Genomic DNA, 19,024 nt, shown 5'->3' on the forward strand with positions numbered 1-19,024 from the left:
TGTGCGGGAATTTGGCGAATGTGAGCAACCCTCACATTCGGATTTTGTTCGATGAAAGGCTCAGATATTCCGCTTGTCGGCCTTGCGCGCCAGATAGTCGCCAAAGCTTTGCACCGCTTGCACGACAACGATCAGGGTGATGACAACGGCTGCCATCACATCCGGGCGGAAGCGCTGATAGCCATAGCGAATACCAAGATCACCAAGACCGCCGGCACCAACGGCCCCCACCATGGCGGAATAGCCAATCAGGGTGACCGCCGTCAGGGTCAGACCGTGAATGATGCCAGGCAGTGCTTCGGGCAGAAGAACCTTGGTCACGACCTGCACCGGGCGGGCCCCCATGGCCTGGGCCGCTTCGATCAAGCCGCCATCCACTTCGCGCATCGCCCCTTCGATGATCCGGGCAATGAACGGAATGGCAGCAACCGTCAGCGGCACAATCGCCGCTGAGGTGCCTATCGAGGTGCCGACGACAAAGCGGGTAAAGGGAATGATCGCAACTGCGAGAATGATGAAGGGCACGGAACGCGTCGCATTGACCAGCGGGCCAAACAGGCGCTGAAACCACAGCGCTTCAAACAGCTCACCCCGGCCAGAGGTCGCCAGCAACACGCCCAGCGGCAAGCCAAACACGGTGGCAATACCAAGCGAAACCGCGACCATATAGATGGTTTCCCAGGTCGCCTGCAGCAGAATGGGTGCAAGGGTTGAAAACATGACTTAGCCCTCCTGCCCGGCTGCAACGCCGGTGTTGTTATCGCTGTCCGATCCGGCGCGGAAATCCATGAATTCATCGGCCAGAAGGGACTGCGTGGTTGCGTGCTTGGGATCGGCAAAAATACCCTCCACGCCGCCTTCTTCGACGATTACACCGCCATCCATCACCGCGACACGGTCACAGAGCGCTTTGACCACCGCCATTTCATGGGTGATCACGACCATGGTCAGTCCGAGGCGTTTGTTGATGTCCTTAAGCAGCGTCAGGATCTGACGGGTGGTTTCCGGATCAAGGGCCGAGGTGACCTCGTCACAAAGCAAAACCTTGGGGTTCGATGACAGCGCGCGTGCAATACCGACACGCTGTTTTTGGCCCCCGGAAAGCTCAGCCGGATAGCGGTCGCGCTTTTCTTCCAAGCCCACAAGCGGCAACAGCGGATCAACCGCCTTGGCAATCTCGGCCTTGCTGGCACCGGCCAGTTCAAGCGGCAGTGCAATATTGTCATAGACCGTGCGCGAAGACAGAAGGTTGAAGTGCTGGAACACCATGCCAAGCTGACGGCGGAACAGCGGCAAATCACGTTTGGACAGGGTCGTGACATTGGTGCCATCGACCGTCACCGTCCCGGATGTCGGGTGTTCAAGCAGGTTGATGCAGCGGATCAGCGTGGATTTGCCCGCGCCGGAACGGCCAATGACGCCAACGATTTCGCCTGCTGCAATATCGAGATTGATGCCGCGCAATGCGATATGTTCGTCGCTGCCACGCCGGGCCGCATAAGTTTTATGGACGTTCGAGAGCCGGATCATGGGTCTCAACCTTTCCGTAGATACAAAAAAACCGCCGCGGCTTAACCGAGGCGGTCGTACATACGGAGCATATACGCCCTCTCGCTTTAGCCGCATTTTTAACGCGCCCGCAAGCTGAGGAGCAAATCGGCGCGATCAATGAGTCCTGTGTATCTGACTAGACGTCATTCTTCAACAGGTAAAATCATGCAATCTACGCATGGCATATATGAAATCGCCATATATTACAGAGTTTTATGTGTTTAATGAGAGTGACGCGCTGTCCAGCAAGCAACCAAAACGCAATCAGCTTTCGGCCTTTTTCTCCCACGCGCCTTGCGGGGTTTGTTGCCAGTAGGACAGTTTGTGTCCGGCGTCTTTCCAGTCTTTCCAGCGCGTACGGGCTTCTGCCACCGCATCGCGGTCGCGGTCATCAAACAGCATGATGACGCGTTCATACTCGCTGACCTTCTCGCTCATGGCGCGGTCGGCCAGGAACAGGAATTGGGCCCCGTTGGGATTTTCATCCTCGTCGGTCAGCCAGACCGGCTGCATTTCGGCGTCGCCATCGGATTTCGACCCATGGGGCAACCAGCTTGCCGGGTCATAGGTCCAAAGCAGGGTATTGATGGCCTCGATCCGTTGGTCATTGCCGGTCATCACCACGGCACGCTTTTCGCGCTCCAGCGTTTTGGAGAGCAATGTGGGCAAGGCCCGTTCCAGCGGCATGCTGGTGAGATGGTAAAACCAGATATCAGCCATAAGGCGGTTTTATCCCGAACATGAAAATGGGGCAAGGTGATCAACACCCTGCCCCACAAATTCCATCCCAGCGCGGTGCGCGCGGGCTTAGTTTTCGTAGTTATCGGCAACAAAGCGATCAAGCAGACGCACGCCAAAGCCGGTCGCGCCCTTCGGCGTGACTTCCTTGTCGGACGTTGACCAGGCCATGGCGGCGATATCAAGATGCGCCCATGGGCGATCCTTGGTGATAAAGCGCTTGAGGAACTGGGCAGCCGTGATCGAGCCCGCCGCACGACCGCCGACATTTTTCATGTCGGCAATGTCGGATTTAAGCTGCTTGTCATAGCCAGATCCCAGCGGCAGACGCCAGACGGTTTCATCAACCGAAAGACCGGCCGTGCTGATCTGGGTCGCCAGATCATCATTGTTGGCAAACAGACCGGCATTTTCATGGCCAAGCGCAATGATAACCGCCCCGGTCAGGGTTGCCAGATCAACGATCAAACGCGGATCATGTTTTTCCTGCACATAGGTCAGGGCATCACAGAGAACCAGACGGCCTTCGGCGTCGGTATTGATGACTTCAATCGTCTGACCGGACATGGAGGTCACGACATCGCCCGGACGCTGTGCGGTCGATGACGGCATGTTTTCAACCAGACCAATCACACCGATCACGTTGCATTTCGCCTTGCGACCCGCAAGCGCCTTCATCAGGCCGGAAACCACACCGGCCCCGCCCATATCGAACTTCATGTCTTCCATGCCGGCGGCGGGTTTGAGCGAGATACCACCGGTATCAAAGGTCACACCCTTGCCAACGAAGGCGACGGGTGCGTCCTTTTTCTTGCCGCCGTTCCAGCGCATGACAACCATGGCCGGTTTCTGGGCCGACCCCATGGCAACGCCCAGAAGCGCGCCCATGCCAAGCTTTTTCATTTCCTTTTCGTCAAGGACCTCAATTTCCACACCCAGCTTTTCAAGGGCTTTGACTTCCTTGGTGAAGCTTTCGGGATGAAGAACGTTGGCCGGCTCGGACACCAGATCGCGGGTGAAGAACACGCCTTCGACGACCTTTTTGGCAGAATCAAACTGCTTCTTGGCGTCCTTGTGATCGTGGGCTGAAATCTTCAGCGCCTTGAGAACCGGCTTGTCTTCCTTGGTTTCAGTGGTGCGATATTTGTCGAAACGATAATCGCGCAGCATCGCACCGGTTGCGAAATCAGACGCCAGACCTTCCATGTCAAAGAGAACGGAAAGCTCCTTCTCGCCGGTCGAGATGGCACGCGTGGTGACAGAGCCGCCGAGTTTCTGCGCGGCAATCACGTCAAATTCGGCTTCCTTGCCGATCCCGAAAATGATCACGCGCGACAGATCGACATTGGCCGGTGCCAGCACCTGCAGGCTCTGGCCCGATTTACCCTTGAAGGTCGACGCCTTGATCGCCTTGGTGATCGCACCACCGGTTGCCTCATCAAGTGCAACGGCACTGGGCATCAGATCGGCACCTTCGGTCGCAAAGGCGATAACCGCACCGCTTTTCGGAATGGCGAGATCGGAAAACGTGATCTTCATGGTGAACAGGACTCCTGTCATGTTTCGGGGCGCAGCCCTTGATCAAGCAACTGCAAACAAATTGATGCTCCTAATCTAGCGCGTTAAACGCGGTTGAAAAGGCTTATCGTTGAAAAAGAACGTGATGGCTGGCGACCATACCGAAGACAGCTGATCTTTCTTACGATCTTGGTCATGATATTTGGTGTTGGGCAAATTGACATTGCGCAGAGACTTGCGAACAAAAACATTACATCATAATTTTATGGTATATTATTCGCATTATCGGAAGAAGACCCCATGCAGCCTTTTATTCCCCGCCGTCTGGAGCCTGTTGCCTTTGCCTTTTTGCTTTCGGGCATCCAGTCCTTTCTGATTTCGGGCATCGCGACATCGATCGCGATTTCCGACTGGTCGAAGTTTTTTGAATTGTGGATGGGGGCTTATGTGTCGTCCTGGGCGATTGCGTTCCCGGGTGTGCTGGTTGTCGCCCCCCTGGTGCGCAAGATCCTGAAACGGATCGTCAAACCCGACAGCCGCACGCAGGCCGCCTGAGCCACGGTTCATCAGCCAAAATCAAACAGCGAAAGCGACGGGTTGGATTTGATATATTCCACCTCGTCGTTTTCGACATCGCCCGTGCTATGCCAGCCATGGCTTTCATAAAAGCCGTGCGCGCGGTTATCGGGGTTGGCCCCGGTGGTCAGCGAGATGTCATTACATCCCTTGGCAAACAGCCAGTCTTCAGCGGTGCGCAAGAGTGCCGCGCCGACCCCGCGCCCTTCAAATTCCGGATCGACAAACAGTGCCCACAGGGTGGCTTCACCGGGGATGGCAATGGCGAACCCGGCGGCGGAACCATCCAGATCGGCAAGCCAGATGCCATAGCCCTGATCAAGCCATTTGCCAAAGGCCGCCTTGGTAATGCCGCGTTCGGCCAGCTCAGACGCCGAGAGATGGTTTTCGCGCACGCGGCTTCGGATGGCAAAAATTGCCCCGACATCGCCCAATCGTGCTTTGCGAATTTTCATCCCGGCCACTGTGTCTGCTTTCTTGCCAACCACATCAAACTGGGCGGCAATGTAGCGATATGGCGCGAGAGTGCCAGCGAAATCGTCAGGTCGTTGCCCGCACCCGAACCTTAACCAGCGTCATCCCCGCGCAGGCGGGGATCCATTCCGGCACTACCGCGCAATGGATTCCGGGTCTGCGCTCCGCTCCGCCCGGAATGACGGCAGGGGGTCAGGTGGTTTCTTTAAGCCGCACCGGCAGGCGTTTCGGGCCCCACTGGCCCGGTTGGGCCTGAAACACACCGGCGCAATGGGTGCCGCAGCTTTTGCATGCGCCATGGGCATCAAGGTTCCAGTCCGATAGCTGATACCAGTCACGGCCAATCAGGATCTCGCCACAGCCATGGCAGAAGGTGCTGCTATGGGATTTGTCATGGACGTTGCCGACATAGGCGTAGCGGATACCGTTTTGCATGGCGATCTTGCGTGCGCGCACCAGTGTTTCGGGCGGGGTGCGCGGGGTGTCCATCATTTTCCAGTCGGGATGGAAGGCCGAAAAATGCATCGGCACATCGGGGCCGAGTTCATCATGGACCCATGACGTCATTTCATGGAATTCGGCGTCGCCATCATTCTCGCCCGGGATCACAAGATTGGTCAGCTCCACCCAGACACCGGTTTCGTGGCGGAGATATTTAAGCGTTTCCAACACGTCATCGAGATGCGCCGAGCACAGCTGATGATAAAAGCGATCCGTAAAGCCCTTTAGATCGATATTGGCGGCATCCATGTGGCGGAAAAATTCCACGCGGGCCTCATCACCAATATAGCCCGCCGTCACCGCCACGGTGCGCAGGCCCATTTCGCGGCAGGCAATCGCGACATCAACGGCATATTCGAGAAAGATCACCGGATCATTATAGGTGAACGCAACCGCGGAGCAGCCATAAGCCTTGGCAGTTTTGGCGATCATTTCCGGGGTCGCGAGCGAGGAAAGCTTGTCCATCTCGCGCGCTTTGGAGATTTCGTAATTCTGGCAGAACTTGCAGGTCAGGTTACAGCCCGCCGTGCCAAAGGACAGGATCGGGGTCCCGGGCAAAAAGTGATTGAGCGGCTTTTTCTCGATCGGATCAATACAAAATCCCGAGGATCGGCCCCACGTCGTCAGCACCATCTGATCGCCTTGGCGCGCGCGGACAAAACACAAGCCCCGCTGCCCGTCGTTTAGCTTGCAAAAGCGCGGACAGACATCGCACTGAATGCGGCCATCCTCAAGATGGTGCCAGTAGCGGGCCGGGACGGCACCTTGGGTCATAACGAGCCACCTTTCAGCAATTGCACTCTAGAGATAGCTCGATTGGCTTTGATTTTTGTTGAGAACATCTTTGTTATCGCAGAGAGATCCCGCAAATTTGCAAAACCATAATCGCTCGTCCAACCTGAGCACTCGGGATGCATCTATTGATGATATTTTCTCCCAAGGGTAGAAACCTATGCGCTCTTCATCAGGAAATCTTATTAAAACGCCCTTCTCAATTGATCTGAGCAGTAGAACCCCACTCTCTTCAGAAGAATTATTGAATGAAATGGTGTAGTTCCCACTTTTTGCTGCAAGATCCTTCTCTGCCATCCACGCGCCATGCGAAGCAACTAAGACAACCACTATAGGAATACAGACAATCACAGTTTGGACTCGCATTGTGAATATCTCTGAGAATAGGGGGCTTTCAAAAATCCTTTTTAAAAACATCAGCCACCCTAGTGAGAACGTTATTCCAACAACCATTATTTTGGGATCTGGGTAAATAAAAACCAAAATCCCAAAAATAATAATGAACGGAATCAAGATTCCCTTTGGCACGTCCCCCTCAAACAATCCACCCACAATAGCATTGAATTTATTAATCGACTTTTCTTTAAAGCCACCTTCTACTTTTTTTATTTTCTTTGAGAACGACTCTGCAGCAGAAATTGCAATAACCCGCGCAGAGAACTCGTATGCAATTATACTCAACGCAAGCAGTAAGGTTGCTGGTAGCCAAGACAGCACCATGCTGAAGAAATCAGAAACCGAAATCAGGCCGAACATATCGTTACCTAAGAAACTAAAGTACGACCATTCATGGAGTACTGAAAAAACCAGTGTCATTGCTGATGTAACAACCGATACTTCTGAAACGGTGTTGATTTTCATCCGGCTCCCCCTATTTGAGTGACTAGGCAGCGACAACCTGAAGTTATAAACCTTAATATTACAAGGCTCATCTAACTTTATCGTCATGATTTAATTGACTGGAAGTGTAAATGACCATCATCCGCCCGCCTGCTGTTGCCGGGACGTTTTATCCGGCCGATGCCGATCTCTTGCGCAGCGAGATTGACGGGCTGATGGGTGCAGCTTTGCAGTCGAACGCTGCGCAGCAAGAAGCCACACCGCCCAAGGCGATCATTGTGCCGCATGCGGGTCTGATGTTTTCGGGCAGTCTGGCGGCGCTTGGCTTTGCCACGGTGCGGGCATTGAAGGATACCATCAAACGCATTGTGATTATTGGCCCGGCACACCGGATGGCGTTTCAGGGGATTGCGCTGGCGCGGGCTGATCAGTTTGCCACCCCGCTTGGCAATATGCGCTGTGACCTGCCGGCACTGCAAAAGGCGTTGGCGTTGCCGCATGTTCAGATGCTTGACGCGGCGCATACGCTTGAGCACGGGCTTGAGATCGAATTGCCGTTTATCCAGCGCCTGTTTGGCGAGGATGCTGATATCGGCATTGTGCCGCTTCTGGTCAGCCGGTGCAGCCCACGGCAAGTGCATGAAGTGATCGAGAAGCTTTGGGGCGGGCCGGAAACATTGATCGTGATTTCGTCCGACCTGTCGCATTTCCATGATTATGACACCGCGCAAAAGATGGATAACCGCACGCGGACGATGATCGAGAATTTCGATGCCGAAAACATCGACACCAGCGATGCCTGTGGCGCGTTGCCGGTCGCCGGGATGCTGATGGCCGCACGCAATCGCGGCATGCGGATCAAGACGCTTGGCATGCGCAATTCCGGCGATGTGACGGGGGATAAGTCGCGCGTTGTCGGCTATGGCGCCTGGGCGCTTTATGACGGAAAGGCATCGGGGATGCGGGACGATGGCGAGGATGATTTTACCAAGGCGACCGAACATCTGATCCAGACGCACGGGGCCGAAATGCTGGGCCTTTGTCGGCAATCGATCTTGCATGGGCTTGAGACCGGCGCGCCGCTTTTGGTTTCGCCAAATGAATTTGGCCCAGCACTTGCCGCACCCGGAGCGTGTTTTGTAACGCTCAAGAAAGCCGGGCAGTTACGTGGTTGCATCGGGTCGATCATGGCGCATGCGCCGCTTGCGACTGATCTGTGCGAGAATGCGTTCAAGGCGGCGTTTCGCGATCCGCGCTTTGCCGGATTGTCACGCGAAGAGATCAATGATGATCTGGAGCTTTCGATATCGGTGCTGTCGCCGCCCCACCCGTTTGGCTTTGCCGATGAGGCGGATTTTGTCGCCAAGCTGACGCCGTTTGAGGACGGGATCATTCTGGCGGATGGCAATCGGCGGGGTTTGTTCCTGCCGCAGGTTTGGGATCAACTGCCCGATCCGAAAGACTTTCTGGCGCATCTTAAGCGCAAGGCGGGGCTTGCGATGGATCATTGGTCGCCCAATATGCGCGCAGAGCGGTTTATTACGCGCGGGATATCCTCACGGGATGTTTCCTCGAGCGGCTTTTGGGATCAGCAGGATTAAACGCCATGGCAAGCAGCACCCCCGAGAATGGGCAAAATGATACGCGCTACGCCGATTTCATCCGCGAGGTTGCGGAATGGGAAGGGGTTTGGGCGCTCTATCATAATGGCTGGTTGCTGCAAACGACGGATAGCGGGCAAAAATACTGCCCGATCTTTGCCATGCGCAAGGAAGCCAAAAGCTTTGAGGCCAGCATTCAAAGCGACCATGTCCCCACCGCGATCACGCTTGTCGAGTTGATGGAAAGCCTGATGGTGCAGTGGCGGGCGGAAGATATCATGGCGGGCATCTGCCCCACCCCGGGAAAGCTCGCGATTGTTATCAGCCTTGATCAGCTGAGCGATGATCTGATGGCAGCGCTCAAGGACGTCATGGCCGAGCGGTTTGGCAAGCAAAGCTGAAAAGACTCACTGTTTCCAAAGCCAGGCTGGACCTTGCGGGCAAAATTCCCTATTCCCGAGGGACAGATAACTTTTCCCGAGAGACGAGAGAGCCATGACCGTTGCCCTGCCCGCTGATGCCGATGCCCTTGAAAACGGCCTGATTGAAATCGCCCGCAAGGCGGGGGCCGCGATGATGGAAATCTATAAGACCGATTTCGAAGTGCGCTCCAAGGATGACGCAAGCCCCGTGACCGAGGCCGATGACGCGGCAGAAGCCGTGATCCTGCCGGGGCTTCGCGCACTCACCCCCGATGTTAAAATCGTGTCCGAGGAAAGTGCCGCCAAGGGCGATGTGCCCGATGTGAACGGGGAAACCGACTTTTTCTGGCTGGTGGATCCGTTGGACGGCACCAAGGAATTTATCAAGCGCAATGGTGAATTCACCGTCAATGTGGCCCTGATTGCCAAGGGAAAACCGGTTCTGGGCGTGGTTTATGCCCCGGCCATCGACAAGCTTTATTACGGCGGTCCGGATGGCGCGAAGCTGATTGAGGGCGATGTCATGGAGCCGAAAACCACCGCCATTTCAGTGCGTGACATGCCCGAAGACGGCGTGGTCGTGGTCGGATCACGCTCGCACGGCGATCCGGAGGCAATGAAAGCGTTTCTGGGTGATCTTGCGGTCAAGGAAATGCGCCCGGCGGGAAGCTCGCTCAAGCTTTGTCTGGTCGCAGCGGGTGAAGCCGATCTTTATCCGCGTCTTGGCCCGACCATGGAATGGGATATCGGGGCGGGGCATGCGGTCTTGAAAGCCGCAGGCGGTGTGGTTGAAAATATGGACGGATCCCGATTCCTTTATGGCAAGGCCGATTTCCGCAACCCGTTCTTCATCGCACGCAGCCCAAGCGTGCCGGTCACCTATCAGAATTAAAGACCAGGCCAGAAGGAAAGACTGGGCCTGAAGTTAAGACTGGGCCAGAAGTTAAGACCAGGAACGACGCCTCACAACGAGGCGCCTTCGAACAAGGCCCGAGCCCCCCGAACCCCGAACACAAAACACCGGGGCTCGCCCCCTCATTGTTTCCAAATTTCGCCGACAGTACGGCTCACGGCACGATCAACGCCCGTCTGCAAGGCGTGATCGATTATGCCTTTGTGTCTGATTTTTAGACTGCCCGGCGCGTTATTTCCAAAAAAATTGAGTTATTTCAGTCTCCTTCTTGAAATCAGGTTGGACGGCACAAATTTGTATATCGCCAAAAATACTATGCAATTGGACAGCAATAGACCCATTTTGGGAGACTTAACGTATATGTTCCGGACTTCGATATCTCGCCTCATCATATCGCTACAAAGCCTTTTGCTGATCGGCTTTGTCAGTGTGACGGGCGTTCTCGCGTTTATCAGCTGGCAAAGCTCGGACAACGCATCTGAAATTTTGAATGCAACCCGCGCAGATCAGTCGCTCTTTTCCGCCGTTCTTGGCGTAAGGCAACAGATTTCCAAGACACAGACCGCACTGGTATCGCAAGACAACCCGACAGCGGCCTTTGCCGAAACGCGCGCCATTGCTGATGAGAGTTTCGACACCGCGATGGCGGCCCTTGAAAATGTCGAGATTGATGGCGTTGAAGAACATATCGCCAATCTTCAGGCGGCATGGGCGGAACAGAACAGTCAGGAAGCAAAAATTGATGCCCTGACGAAACTTCCCAGAGACCAACGCAGCGTGCCCGAGGTCAAGGAATGGTCAAATTCGGTACGGGCCGTGGTTAACACCATTTTGGACGTATCGCTTGCAGTCGGGAATGATGTTCGGCTGCTTGATCCGTTTGTTGGCGAGATGATCCAGGTTCGACGTGCTTCATGGATGGTACGCGACAGGTTCGGCAGCCAATGTTCGCTTTTGCGTCCATATGTATCAAACAATGAGCCCCTTACCGCTGAGGCCTTTGCCAGTTGGAACCAGCGCAAAGGTGGTTATCAGCTTATGTGGCGGGAAATTGATGACGTTATGGCCCGACCGGGCATTCCCCAGGCGCTGCTAAATGCGGTTCAAGTGGCGGAAGAAGCAACGCAATCAACGCAAGTAAAGCTGAATGACCTGCAAGCAGGTTTGAATGGTGGTGCGGCACCGGCAATGGCCGCGGCGGACTATACCGCACTTTGTAATGGCCCGTTTGATCAGATTGTTGCCGTCGGTCAAACCGCCATGAAAGAAGCCGTTCTGGGTGCCGAGGACAAAAAAGTATCCGCCGCGATTGCATTGGTTGTGGTGATCATTTGCCTTCTCCTTGCCCTGGCTCTTTCGGCATTTGCGATTGCATCTGTTCTTCGGCGTTTCTCAACCCCGATTGGCAGCCTGATGGTTGATGTCGAACGTCTTTCGCAAGCAGACTACAAAACCGAGGTGACAGAAACCGGCGCGCCCGATGAACTGGGTCGTCTTGCTAGTGCCCTTGAAGAGCTGCGTAAAAATGCGTTGCAGACCGAAGAACTGCGTGCAGCACAACAAAAAGCCCAGCAAGAGCAGATTGAAAAAGGGAAGCAACTGTCCGAGGCCGTCAGTGCCTTTGAACAGGGCTCCGCACGCATTGTGACAGCGGTGCGCCACGCATCGGGTGATATGCACGGCAATGCCGAACAACTATCGTCCATTGCGGAAAACACCGATCAACGCACCCAAGTGGTTGCCACGGCATCGGGCGAAGCATCGGGCAATGTGCAAACCGTTGCAGCAGCATCCGAGGAACTCAGTGCGTCGATCATTGAGGTTAACCAGCAAATCAACGGATCATCGCGTATGGCCAACGATGCGGTGGATGAAGTTGAACAAACCAACCAGTCGTTTGCGGAACTTCGCGAAGCCGCAGACAAGATTGGCGAAGTTGTTGAGCTGATCCAGAACATCGCATCGCAGACCAACCTTCTGGCGTTGAACGCAACGATTGAGGCCGCCCGTGCCGGTGATGCCGGCAAAGGTTTTGCCGTGGTTGCCAACGAGGTCAAAACCCTTGCCACTCAAACGCACAAGGCAACCGAGGAAATCTCGGGCCAGATTGGCGGCATGCAAACGGCCGTTGGTTTGTGTGTTGATGCGATCACCGGGATCGGCACCAAGATCCACGCGATCAACGAGGCAATTTCGGCAATTGCCGCAGCCACCGAGGAACAATCATCGGCAACCCAGGAAATTGCCCGAAATGTCCAGCATGCCGCCACCGGCACGTCGGAAGTCTCGGACAATATTGCCTCGGTAACCGAAATGGCACGCGATACACGGCAAATGTCGGATGAGGTGCTGAAAGCATCTGCAGAGCTTTCAAGCCAGGCCGATGAACTGGGCCGTGAGGTTGAAGACTTCCTGTCGCGCGTCAGAGGCATCTGATCTGGTTTGATCTGATCTAGACGGAGGGGACCGACCCGTCGGGCCGTTTCGCACAAGATCTCACAAAAAATGGGCAGTGCATCACAGCGCTGCCCATTTTTTCTTGTCAATCACACCGACCACAAGACACATCATCAATGACGAAATTCATTTCGCGACAGCGCGCTTGAACTGAATTTCAAAGCCGCATCAGCAGCTTGTCGATGGCGCATTGCACCAATGGCAATTGGCGATTTTCCAACAAAGGTTAAAACGCCGCCATGCCGCGGTTTCATTGACTTTCCGGGTATTTTGCGCTATACATAATTTATCGCCACACAGAGTGTAGGTGACGTAAATAGCCGCCGGAATCACGGCGACGCGGTCCAGTTTCACCACCGCGGGGCGAGACAGGGCTAGAGCGTAAATTGGAGCCGCCATTTTCATGGCGGCTCTTCGCTTTTTAAAAAAATTTAGTAAGAAATCCCTAACAAAGCCAGAGATCATTAACCTTTTATTGTTAGTTTCATCGCGAGGAGAATAACCGGAGGTTATCGCGATGTCTGATAGGACAGACACATGGCTTGCCCGAAACTAAAGATCACTTTATTACTATCGTTGTCGCTGCCCTTTCAGAAATTGTACGTCAGTTAGTACGTCTTTTTTTCTGAAGATTATTATTTGTAATATTGATTGAACCCTAAGCTACCCTGCCAATCCTTTGACAAGGTCAACGAGAAACGTAGGTCGGGCAATACCAGAGCTGAGAGCAAAAGCTTTCAAAAATAGTCGAAGATACAACATTTTGCAGACCGACAGTTTCGGTTGATTTCAACAATGCTATGCCCTTCCTGAAAGTCTGTCTGTTCCAAAAATAGAGAGTTTTTGGAATTGACAACCAAAGAAACTTGTTTTCAAGTTGCATCATCGCTAGGTATCTCAATAGCTTATATTCCTTGAGATTGTTGCATGTCGCCAGCCCTTACCATCCGTCCCTATTCCGAAGGTGCCCTTAGTCAGGCGGCAGCCAAGCTGCGCGCCGGTGAGTTGGTGGCCTTTCCGACCGAGACGGTTTACGGGCTGGGTGCGGATGCGACCAATGCCGATGCGGTGGCAAAAATCTATGCCGCCAAGCAACGCCCGAGCTTCAATCCGCTGATCAGCCATTTCCCCGATCGCGATGCCGCCGCCAAGCATGCCGAGTTTGATGCGCGTGCCGATAAACTGGCCGCGGCGTTTTGGCCGGGTGCGCTGACGCTGGTTTTGCCGCGCAAGACTGAGAGTGGTGTTTGTGATCTGGTGACCGCGGGCCTGCCCAGCATTGCGGTGCGGGTGCCGGCCCATCCGATGGCGCGAGAATTGTTGCGTGCGGTGGGGCGCCCGGTTGCAGCACCTTCTGCAAATCGATCTGGCAAGATCAGCCCGACCACGGCGGGGCATGTGGCAGGGTCGCTGGGGGATGCGATTGGCATGATCCTGGATGGTGGGCCGTGTGGCGTCGGGCTTGAAAGCACGGTGATTGACCTGACCACGGACCGGGTGGTGATGCTCCGCCCCGGCGGGGTGACGGCCGATCAGGTTTCAGAATTACTCGGCACCGATGTTGTCATGGCCGAAAGCGATGATACAGCCCCCAAAAGCCCCGGCATGCTCAGCAGTCACTATGCGCCGGGTCTGCCGGTGCGGCTTGAGGCCACCCGTGCCGACCCGGCCACGTATGGCAATGAAGTGCTGCTGGGCTTTGGGGATTGCACCACCAAGGGGTTTGATGCGGTCTTGTGGCTGTCAAAAACCGGCGATGATATTGAGGCCGCCACCAACCTGTTTGCCAAGCTGCATGAAGCCGATCAAAGCCGCTTTGACGGGATTGCGATTGCGCCGATCCCCGATCACGGATTGGGCATTGCGATCAATGACCGCCTGAAACGGGCCGCGGCACCGCGAGACAACCAGCACGCGATAAAGTAGCGATGCAAGATGACACTCGTCGTATGATTGCCCTGGTACGCTTTTCAACAGAAGAATTCATCGACCAGCTTAGGGAAACCGGCAAACTATACTTCAATCCTATCACGAGTTTTTCGAAGATAAAGGATGGGAGTCTTAGAGGTGACGACTTCGAGAATCTTACTCATGTTTACCAACCACATGAGGTGAAGCTGGAGGTAAGTGGAAAATCGGTTGGAAAACTCGCCGGCCCAGTAAAACTGTATATGCCTCAAGATGACGAGTTCAATGTAACTCATATATTTTGCATGTCATTTTTGTCAGATAAGACAGAAATAAGAGATGATTTGAAAATATTTTCACATCGCGTAACCGAATTCGGCGACACAGCGTTTTTAATCACTAATACTCAGATATTTTTTGATCGTCTACACGCTGCATTCGATGATGAACTAAAAAAAGAAACTATAGGTGCATACCGTCATGGCATTGTCGAATACATTGACACTGCACAATACTCAGGAAAAATGAATTGCTTTAAAAAACCTCAGAACTTTGCATGGCAACATGAATATCGAATAGGTATAACATCCAGGGTAGATCAACCAATCGCAATCGAGTTAGGTGATCTATCTGATATTGCCGTAAAAATTCCCTTAGAAAAATTTGAGAATAGAGTTGAAGTTCTTGAGAACTCACAGGTAGTTCTCCATTTTTCTTAAAGGCTACATAAGCACGACGGGAAATTGGGTTATGCCAACAATGCCAACCTCTGCAGTCAAGGAACTTCAGGATACTCTTGGGCCCAAAGGGTTCAGCATGGAAAGTGACGTTCTGGCCGCCCACAACAGTGAGGCGCGTGGCAAGTTCACCGGTACGTCCGAGATTATCCTGTTTCCGGCCAGCACAGAGGAAGTCGCCAAGGCGGTTGCCGTCTGTGCCGCGCATGACATTGCGGTTGTCCCGCAAGGTGGCAATACGGGGCGTTGCGGCGGGGCAGTTGCCGGGGACAAACAAATTCTGATCAATCTCAAGCGCATGAATCGCGTGATCGAGATTGATGACCGTGATTTCACCGCGACGGTTGAGGCCGGTGCGATCCTGCAAACCATTCAGGACGCCGCCGAAAAGCAGGATTTGCTGTTTCCGCTGTCACTTGGCGCTGAGGGCACCTGTCAGATTGGCGGGAACCTTGCGACCAATGCCGGGGGATTGAACGTTATTCGCTATGGCAATGCGCGCGATCTTTGCCTTGGGCTTGAGGTTGTGTTGCCCGATGGCACGGTGTGGAATGGGCTATCAAAACTGCGCAAGGACAATACCGGCTATGACCTGCGTGATCTGTTTATTGGTGCGGAGGGCACGCTTGGCATCATTACCAAGGCGACGCTGAAGCTGTTTGCCCAGCCCAAACATGTCGCCACTGCCTGGCTTGCCGTGCCCTCGCCCGCATGCGCGATTGATTTTCTGGCCCTTGCGCGCCGTCATACCGGCGATGGCATTGCGGCCTTTGAGCTGATCAGTGATTTTGCCCATGATTTGTCGGTCACCTACCTTCAGAACCTGACACGGCCGCTTGCGACCAAAACGCCGTGGCATGTTTTGATCGAGCTGACCTCTTCACGCCCGAATGATGATCTGCAGACCCTTTTGGTTGATCTTTTGGGGCAAGCGGTCGAGATCGGGCTGGCGACGGATGCGACCATCGCCCAGTCAGAGGCGCAGCGCAAAAACCTGTGGGCGATCCGCGAAGGCATCCCGGAAGCACAAGGCTTTGAAGGTGGATCGATCAAGCATGATGTGTCGGTGCCGGTATCCAGGGTGCCTGATCTTCTCAAACGCGGCATGGCGGCAGCCGACGCCCTTATTCCCGATATTCGCCCCTGCCCGTTTGGCCATGTCGGGGATGGAAATATCCATTTCAATTTCAGCCAGCCCGCCACCATGGACAAGCAGGAGTATCTTGCGAAATGGGAAAGCCTGAACGCGATCATTCACGACATCGTTGCCGATCTTGGCGGATCAATCAGTGCGGAGCATGGCATCGGGCAACTTAAACGTCACGAGTTGGCGCGTTATGCCAGCGTGGAAAAGATGAAACTTCTGCGTGCGATCAAAGCCGCCATTGATCCTGATAACCGGCTTAACCCCGGCAAGATCATCTGATTGCCGACATAAGAAAACGGGTGCCCCGATGGGACACCCGTTCCAGAATACATATTGGCAGAAACCTTATTCCGCCGGGCCTTCCCACGGGTTCATGGCGTTGATTTTATCCTGACGACGTTCGTCGCCGGACTTGCCCCAATCACCACCGAAGGCAGCCGATTCCCAGGAACCGTAGCTCGGGTTGGGGAGCATGAACCAGCGTTCGCCCCAGTAATTGCCGTATTTTTCCATGACTTCGAGACGTTCGATGATCGAACCATCAATTTCGTCGGTGAAGTCACCGAAGTTGTCACCAAACTGCATGATCACACGGTAGTCTTCGGTCACGTCCGCACGGCGCGGGGTTTTGTTCGAGCCCCATTCTTCGATTTCACCCCGCAGCATGACGTGCTTTTCATCCGCATAGGGGAAGCCGAATTTTTTCAGGTTTTCGATGGTCGGCTCTTCTTCCGGTGCCTTGCGGTTCGAGACATAGAAGACTTCAACACCGCGCGCAGCCGCCGCCTTGGTGAATTCCAGCGCACCCGGGGTCGGGGTCGAAATCATGTCATGGACGAATGCTGCCCAGGTCTTGGAGCTGTAATGGGTTTTCTCGGCAACAACCCAGGCCTGATAGGCGGAGTTATCAAGAACGGTTTCATCGACATCAAGGATAACCGCCGGCGGCTTGGCGGAATAGTTGCCATCCTGCTCAAGGGCGGCGGTCCAGTCATGATCGCCGATGGCGGCATCGAGCAAACGGGTGGCACCGGCATAAACCGACATGGCGGTCGTTTTGTATTCGACCGAGGTCTGCAGCCACAGCGTGCCGTTCAGGCCATCATTTTGTTCCGGCTCTGCCTGTGCGCCAAAGGCGACAAGGGCGCTGGTCGCGACAATGGCCGCCACGCCAAATGATTTTGCGATAAAAGTCATATGTAGTCTCCCTGTTGATTTCCGGGCTGCATGGATACTGACCATGCAGACAGGATTGCATAACCATGCCACCGCACTGCGATAAAGAAAAAGCCTTTTTCAACATTCCTGCTGAAAAAGGCTTTTGTCCGGTATTTGATAAAGACGCCAATTGATTGAACGCACAGCGTTTTTTAACGCGGATTATGCGGTCGGGCGTTTTTCAAAGGACGTGTAGCCGTCCTCAAGGGCGGGTTCTTCGTGAATGCGATCAACGCGCGCATGGGTCGGGCCCTGGTGACAGGCCCCGATCATGGATTGTACGACCTTGACCGGCCCGCAAAAGACGGCCTCGACCGAGCCATCCTTGCGGTTGCGCACCCAGCCGGTGAGATCGCGCTTGCGGGCTTCTTCGACCGTCCAGGCGCGATACCACACACCTTGGACCCGGCCTTCGATGCGAGCATGAACGGCGATGCTGCCGTCACCCGTTGACGGGTCGGGGCTTGTATCTGTCATGAACGGGCGTCCTCCCTTGCGGCTTGCGTATTTGGGCGCTTATTTCGCGCCGGGGATTTTGGCATGCAGATGGGCGGTGTCCTGAAACTTCTGTTTCTGTTCCTCGGATGCAGGCGCCTGATAATTGTCCTTCCAGGCGTCATAGGTCATGCCATAGACGACTTCGCGCGCACCATCATAATCCATGGCGACACCCTTTTCGCGGGCTGCGGCCAGATACCATTTGGCAAGGCAGTTACGGCAAAAACCCGCAAGGTTCATCAGATCGATATTCTGAACATCCTTGCGGTCCTGCAGGTGGGTGACCAGCCCGCGAAAGGCAGCGGCTTCGAGTTCCAGTTTGGTTTGCGGATCAAGATCGGCTGCCGGGCCGTTGGCCAAGACGGCCTCGGTGGACATTTCAGAACCGGCGCAATCAGACATGTTCCATACTCCCAGCTGTTCTTTGTTGTTCAAGTTTCTCGATAATGCCGGGCACATCGGCAATAGTTTCGGCCGTAATGACACTGGCATTGTCGATCTCGGTCTGATCGACCATTTCATGCACCCAGGTGATTTCATAGGGAATGTGGATCGCTGCCGCACCGCAAGCAAGGACCGGCAGGATATCGGATTTCATCGAATTGCCGATCATGACCGCATCTTCGGGCTCAACCCCATAGCGGCCAAAGATGTTGCGATAGGTCAGCGGATCCTTTTCCGAGACGATCTCGATGCCGTCAAACAGGTCTTCAAAGCCGGAACGGTCGATCTTGAGCTGCTGAGCGATCAGATCGCCCTTGGTGATCAGAACCACCTTGCATTTCGGATCCTTGGCATAGCGTTTGAGCACGGCTTCGGCCCCGTCAATGATGCGGGTCGGCGCACGCAGCATCGATTTGCCGATTTCGGCCAGTTTGTGGATGTCCTCGGCACTGATCTTGCGATTGGAAAGTTCAATCGCGGTTTCGATCATCGACAGGGTAAAGCCCGTCACGCCATAGCCGTAAATGGAAAGGTTTTCGAGTTCGGCCTGATACAGGCGATCATCAACTTCGTCGGCCGCCACATAGTGGCTGAGCATTTCGCGCAGTTCGACATGGGCCTGACGGAAAAGCGGCTCGTTATGCCACAGGGTATCGTCGCCATCAAAAGCAATCAGCTTGTACATTCTT

General features: G+C 54.5%; 18 protein-coding genes, 1 pseudogene and 1 riboswitch. Of the genes and pseudogenes, 8 read left to right on the forward strand and 11 right to left on the reverse strand.

Annotated features, from left to right (window positions below):
* Positions 1–60 precede the first annotated feature (60 nt).
* The 4 genes and pseudogenes from ACXAIA_RS04510 to ACXAIA_RS04525 all read right to left on the reverse strand — a co-directional run bounded on the left by ACXAIA_RS04510 (position 61) and on the right by ACXAIA_RS04525 (position 3,828).
* Positions 61–720, reverse strand: coding sequence for a methionine ABC transporter permease (locus ACXAIA_RS04510; protein ID WP_475348309.1), 660 nt, complete (start codon positions 718–720; stop codon positions 61–63).
* Between the two features lie 81 nt (positions 721–801).
* A pseudogene (locus tag ACXAIA_RS04515) lies at positions 802–1,530 on the reverse strand (methionine ABC transporter ATP-binding protein); the annotation flags it as partial.
* A 65-nt stretch (positions 1,531–1,595) separates the two neighbouring features.
* Positions 1,596–1,673, reverse strand: a riboswitch (SAM riboswitch).
* Positions 1,674–1,815: 142 nt separating this feature from the next.
* On the reverse strand, positions 1,816–2,271 hold the full coding sequence (locus ACXAIA_RS04520; protein ID WP_475348310.1) for a DNA polymerase III subunit chi: 456 nt from the start codon (positions 2,269–2,271) through the stop codon (positions 1,816–1,818).
* 87 nt (positions 2,272–2,358) lie between these two features.
* The gene (locus ACXAIA_RS04525; RefSeq protein ID WP_475348311.1) at positions 2,359–3,828 is read right to left on the reverse strand and encodes a leucyl aminopeptidase; all 1,470 of its coding nucleotides are present in this window, start codon (positions 3,826–3,828) and stop codon (positions 2,359–2,361) included.
* A gap of 279 nt (positions 3,829–4,107) precedes the next feature.
* On the opposite strand from ACXAIA_RS04525, the gene ACXAIA_RS04530 reads away from it, so the two are divergent.
* Positions 4,108–4,362 (forward strand): DUF2798 domain-containing protein, encoded by a 255-nt coding sequence (locus ACXAIA_RS04530; protein WP_475348312.1) that lies wholly within the window; start codon positions 4,108–4,110, stop codon positions 4,360–4,362.
* A gap of 11 nt (positions 4,363–4,373) precedes the next feature.
* On the opposite strand, the gene ACXAIA_RS04535 is transcribed toward ACXAIA_RS04530, so the two are convergent.
* The 3 genes from ACXAIA_RS04535 to ACXAIA_RS04545 all read right to left on the reverse strand — a co-directional run bounded on the left by ACXAIA_RS04535 (position 4,374) and on the right by ACXAIA_RS04545 (position 7,011).
* A complete protein-coding gene (locus ACXAIA_RS04535; RefSeq protein ID WP_475348313.1) occupies positions 4,374–4,838 on the reverse strand; it encodes an N-acetyltransferase family protein in 465 nt (154 codons plus the stop codon).
* A 211-nt stretch (positions 4,839–5,049) separates the two neighbouring features.
* Complete coding sequence (amrS, locus tag ACXAIA_RS04540; protein WP_475348314.1) at positions 5,050–6,132, reverse strand: AmmeMemoRadiSam system radical SAM enzyme; 1,083 nt, start codon at positions 6,130–6,132, stop codon at positions 5,050–5,052.
* A 27-nt stretch (positions 6,133–6,159) separates the two neighbouring features.
* Positions 6,160–7,011 (reverse strand): hypothetical protein, encoded by an 852-nt coding sequence (locus ACXAIA_RS04545; RefSeq protein WP_475348315.1) that lies wholly within the window; start codon positions 7,009–7,011, stop codon positions 6,160–6,162.
* Between the two features lie 110 nt (positions 7,012–7,121).
* Between ACXAIA_RS04545 and amrB the strand changes: the two genes are divergently transcribed.
* The 7 genes from amrB (at position 7,122) to ACXAIA_RS04580 (ending at position 16,454) form a co-directional block, all read left to right on the forward strand.
* Positions 7,122–8,591 (forward strand): AmmeMemoRadiSam system protein B, encoded by a 1,470-nt coding sequence (gene amrB, locus ACXAIA_RS04550; RefSeq protein ID WP_475348316.1) that lies wholly within the window; start codon positions 7,122–7,124, stop codon positions 8,589–8,591.
* A 5-nt stretch (positions 8,592–8,596) separates the two neighbouring features.
* On the forward strand, positions 8,597–8,992 hold the full coding sequence (locus ACXAIA_RS04555; protein ID WP_475348317.1) for a DUF2750 domain-containing protein: 396 nt from the start codon (positions 8,597–8,599) through the stop codon (positions 8,990–8,992).
* A gap of 94 nt (positions 8,993–9,086) precedes the next feature.
* Positions 9,087–9,905 carry a 3'(2'),5'-bisphosphate nucleotidase CysQ gene (cysQ, locus tag ACXAIA_RS04560; RefSeq protein WP_475348318.1) on the forward strand — a complete coding sequence of 273 codons (819 nt, stop codon included), beginning with the start codon at positions 9,087–9,089 and terminating at the stop codon, positions 9,903–9,905.
* Between the two features lie 381 nt (positions 9,906–10,286).
* Positions 10,287–12,362, forward strand: coding sequence for a methyl-accepting chemotaxis protein (locus ACXAIA_RS04565; protein ID WP_475348319.1), 2,076 nt, complete (start codon positions 10,287–10,289; stop codon positions 12,360–12,362).
* A 948-nt stretch (positions 12,363–13,310) separates the two neighbouring features.
* Positions 13,311–14,309: an L-threonylcarbamoyladenylate synthase gene (locus ACXAIA_RS04570; RefSeq protein WP_475348320.1), complete on the forward strand. Its 999-nt coding sequence runs from the start codon at positions 13,311–13,313 to the stop codon at positions 14,307–14,309.
* Positions 14,310–14,311: 2 nt separating this feature from the next.
* Entirely contained in the window at positions 14,312–15,010 is a 699-nt protein-coding gene (locus ACXAIA_RS04575; RefSeq protein ID WP_475348321.1) for a hypothetical protein, read from the forward strand.
* Between the two features lie 31 nt (positions 15,011–15,041).
* A complete protein-coding gene (locus tag ACXAIA_RS04580; protein WP_475348322.1) occupies positions 15,042–16,454 on the forward strand; it encodes an FAD-binding oxidoreductase in 1,413 nt (470 codons plus the stop codon).
* 66 nt (positions 16,455–16,520) lie between these two features.
* Here the strand turns inward: ACXAIA_RS04580 and ACXAIA_RS04585 are convergent, their stop codons facing one another.
* The 4 genes from ACXAIA_RS04585 to ACXAIA_RS04600 form a co-directional block, all read right to left on the reverse strand.
* Positions 16,521–17,372 (reverse strand): 5'-nucleotidase, lipoprotein e(P4) family, encoded by an 852-nt coding sequence (locus ACXAIA_RS04585; RefSeq protein ID WP_475348323.1) that lies wholly within the window; start codon positions 17,370–17,372, stop codon positions 16,521–16,523.
* A gap of 183 nt (positions 17,373–17,555) precedes the next feature.
* Positions 17,556–17,870 (reverse strand): acylphosphatase, encoded by a 315-nt coding sequence (locus tag ACXAIA_RS04590; RefSeq protein ID WP_475348324.1) that lies wholly within the window; start codon positions 17,868–17,870, stop codon positions 17,556–17,558.
* A 39-nt stretch (positions 17,871–17,909) separates the two neighbouring features.
* A complete protein-coding gene (locus tag ACXAIA_RS04595; protein ID WP_475348325.1) occupies positions 17,910–18,293 on the reverse strand; it encodes a DUF1244 domain-containing protein in 384 nt (127 codons plus the stop codon).
* On the reverse strand, positions 18,286–19,020 hold the full coding sequence (locus ACXAIA_RS04600; RefSeq protein WP_475348326.1) for an HAD family hydrolase: 735 nt from the start codon (positions 19,018–19,020) through the stop codon (positions 18,286–18,288). The genes ACXAIA_RS04595 and ACXAIA_RS04600 overlap by 8 nt, the downstream gene beginning before the upstream one ends.
* Positions 19,021–19,024 lie beyond the last annotated feature (4 nt).

The sequence above is a fragment of the Thalassospira sp. ABL2_045 genome (genome assembly GCF_056161285.1).